Annotated in this window: 3 protein-coding genes and 2 pseudogenes; 3 read left to right on the top strand and 2 right to left on the bottom strand. The window is 68.7% G+C overall.

Annotation, left to right across the window (positions count from 1 at the left end):
- Positions 1–83: 83 nt before the first annotated feature.
- The 3 genes and pseudogenes from AC08OX_RS16380 to AC08OX_RS16370 form a co-directional block, all read left to right on the top strand.
- Positions 84–143 (top strand): annotated as a pseudogene (locus AC08OX_RS16380) (TetR family transcriptional regulator); the annotation flags it as partial.
- 49 nt (positions 144–192) lie between these two features.
- A complete protein-coding gene (locus AC08OX_RS16375) occupies positions 193–594 on the top strand; it encodes a TetR-like C-terminal domain-containing protein (protein WP_476608614.1) in 402 nt (133 codons plus the stop codon).
- Positions 595–1,008: 414 nt separating this feature from the next.
- Positions 1,009–1,422: pseudogene (locus AC08OX_RS16370) on the top strand (hypothetical protein); the annotation flags it as partial.
- A gap of 167 nt (positions 1,423–1,589) precedes the next feature.
- On the opposite strand, the gene AC08OX_RS16365 reads toward AC08OX_RS16370, so the two are convergent.
- Positions 1,590–2,051 carry a hypothetical protein gene (locus tag AC08OX_RS16365; RefSeq protein ID WP_476608615.1) on the bottom strand — a complete coding sequence of 154 codons (462 nt, stop codon included), beginning with the start codon at positions 2,049–2,051 and terminating at the stop codon, positions 1,590–1,592.
- Positions 2,052–2,054: 3 nt separating this feature from the next.
- A partial coding sequence (locus AC08OX_RS16360) for a hypothetical protein (protein WP_476608613.1) occupies positions 2,055–3,222 on the bottom strand: 1,168 nt, incomplete at its 5' end.

The following is a 3,222-nucleotide window of genomic DNA, read 5'->3' as shown; positions in this document are numbered from 1 at the left end:
CCCACCCACCGCCCAGCCCGCCAAGCGTTCGCGCGCGTCCCGGCGGTCGCAGCGCCCGCGTCCGGGGACTGGTCCTCGCGGCCGTGCGCGCCGAGTTGGTCGAACGCGGCTATGACAACGTCACCATCGATACCGTCGCCGATCGGTCCGGCGTCCACCGCACGACCGTCTACCGGCGATGGCGCGACGTCGGTGGCCTGCTCGCCGACGTCCTCACCGAGGCCACCGCCGACCCCTGGCAGCCTGCACGGCGACCTGACCGCGATCAACCGCGAGATCTACGCTGCCCTTACCGCGGACCCGCCGATCACGACTGCTCTCATCGCCGCATCTTTCCGCTCACCGGACGCGGCCTGCGCCCTCCGAGCTTTCTGGGCCGATCGCTACACCCGCTGCCGGTCCGTCGTGGACCGCGCCGTCGCCCGCGCGGAGATTCCCGCGAACACCGATCCCCAACGGCTTCTGATAGCCGCCATCGCCCCGCTCTACCACCAGCTGATCCTCCTCCGGACACCGGCCGCCGAAGAACTCCCCGATCACGCGGCCCACGACGCCGCGACCGCCGCAGCAGCCGGCGCGTTCACATCCCAATGACGCCGCCGGAAGGCGAATCCGCCGATCCAACCGTCGACCTGTTCCTTCACCGCCAAGTCGCCGGTCCACCCGGCCTGACTCCGACCCCGAAAAACCTCACCTCAGAACGATCTCCAGAATCTCGCGGGCAGATGATCAAACAGCTAGGCGTCAGGAGGATGACAGCGGTTCGCATGGTCACAGCATGGTCGTCCAGTCGGGACTCGAACCAGCCGGCGACGCTCTGACCAGCACCGTTCCATGATGCTGGATCTCAAGCGACAGATCACGAACCGCATTCAGCCAGGCCAGGAGCATGATCAGAAAAGGGGTGGACCATGTGTACCAGCATCCGAACCGATTGATCTTGGTTGCTGGCCCTGAAATCACTGTCCGACCGGTCGCTACCCGGGCCCTGACCAGGGACGATGTCCAGTGACCGCGCCGACCGTAACATCATCTACCGAATCGAACAGGCGTTCCGTACACCTGGCGGTTCCGGACGCTTCGGCCCGCATCGTGACCGTGATCGTCGGCGTGGTGGTCGCGTTGACGTTCCTCTTCGGGTTTGGAAATGTTCTCGCGCTCGGGCTCCGTCTCGGTGTTCCGATGTGGGTGGCTCCACTGGTAGCGCCCGCAGTTGATCTATCGGTCGTCGGCCTATTGCTCGGCAGGCGGCAACTCGCTGTGAGCGGGGGGCCGGTGGAGGTGCTGCGCTCGACGCGGAGGCTACTCATCTTCGCGAGCATGGTAACGCTGGCTTTGAACATTGCGGAACCCCTGATCGCCGGCGAGTACGGCAAGGCCGCGTTCGACGCGGTCGGTCCGCTTCTGATGATCGGCTTTTCGTCCGCAGTCTGCGTGTCTCGTTTGATTTGGTGTCGCGTTTCTCGTGTCGCGGTGCTCGCTGGTGAGAAGCGGTCGTGTGTCGTTTCGGGTGGTCACGGCGACCTCGGATGTGATGCAGGTCATGGCGTGGGTTCGGTCGGGCGGGGTCGTCTACGATCTCGACGGGGTCAGCAGGGTCCGATCTGGCCGGTGGACCGTCGGGTAGGCAGGGCGCGCACTGTGCCGGCGGGGGCCGCCGCCGCGGCGGCGCGCAGCCGGTGGATCTCGTTGTGTTGGGCGGCGAGCCGGGAGATGGCCAGGGTTTTGAACGCTTCGTGTTCGGCGAGCTGGGTGTCGCGCTCGGCGAGGTGCCGGTGCAGGTCGGCGTTGTCCTGTTTGAGGCGGCTGATCTGGGCATCGCGGGGGTCGACGGTGCGGCCAGACGCTTTCAGGTCGGCGAGCTGCTGGTCGAACTCGGCTTTGAGGTGGGGGTAGCCGCGGTAGAGCGTCGCTCGGGAGATTCCGGCGAGGCGTGCGAGGGTCGAGGTGTCGCACTTGCCGCCGGGTGGTAGTTCGCCGCGTAGCAGCGCGCGGGCGGCGGCGCGGATGCGGTCTTCGGTGTCACGGCGCTGGGCGTCGCTGACGCGCATGGGCTACTCGCTTTCGGTGTAGGACGTCGGGTCGTGTGATCCAGACGCGGCGTCGATCGCGTCGAGGACTCGTTGGGCGCGGGCGAGTTCGCCGCGTAGCCGGGCGCGTTCGGGGGTGTGGGCGCGGCCGAGGGTGCCGAGGAAGGCGGTGGTCTGGGTGACGGTCTCGGCCCAGACATCGCGGTGGCAGGAGTGGTGGGTGGCCTGCGGGCAGCGGGCGGAGTCGCACATGCCAGCCAGGGGTTTGTCCGCGGTCGGGGTGCCGGCGGGTGTCAGGCAGAGCGCGCGGGAGGGGTCGATGAACCAGCAGTAGTTCGCGACGCCGAGGTGCAGCGTCCCGGCTCGTTTGGACAGCAGGTTGATCACATGTTTGTCGCTGTCGAGGACCCCGGGTGCGGTCTGGGCGTGGGCGGCGAGTTCGGCGTCGACGTGGGCGAACAGTGCGGTCAGGTCCCGGGCGCCGGGCCCGGCGGGCATGATCTGGCGCTGGTAGTTGCGGTATTCGGCGAGGATCAGCTGCTGGTTGCGTTCGGTCTCGTGTTCGCTGATTTCGGCGAGCAGCTTGGCTTGGGCGCCGCCGGGCCGGGCGGCGTAGCCCTCGGTGGTGGCCACCGGCACATGCTTCAAGTGGATCTTCGTGGTGAGTAGGCTGCCGGGTCGGTAGGCGAGTTCCTGGGCGAGGGTGCGGCGCAGCATCCGCGGGTTGACCGGGTCGTCGGGGATGGGGGCCAGGCCGAGCCGGTGGCCGGCCGGCCCGTTCACCCAGCCGCGTAGGTGCTGGTAGCGGGAGGGGAAGTCGAACCGGCCGAACAGCAGGTCACCGCCGCGGCGCTCAGTTCTGTGGAGCCGTTCGGCGACGGCGATGGCGTGGTCGACCTCGCCGATGACGACCCATTCGTCGCGGGTTCCGCCGAGGGGCTGGCCTTTGACGAGGGTGCCGGCCAGCCGGTGCCGGCCGAGGGCATCCTCGGCGGGTGGGCGGCGGCAGCCGGTGCGCAGTTCCATCAGCTCGCACTCGCGCATCCCGGTGACGGTGGCGGTCACCAGCAGGCAGGCGGTGAACAGGTGGTCGGCCAGGTAGCGCACGTCGGCTTCGTCGATCGGCAGCGTCCACCGGGTGGGGCCTGCGCCGTCGGCCCGCTCGACGTGTGGGGCATCGCGGCCCCAGGGC

The sequence above is a fragment of the Frankia sp. CoBUL1 genome, from assembly GCF_978021245.1.
Note: the sequence above shows the minus strand (reverse complement) of the source record. Positions and strands in the feature narration are given on the sequence as shown.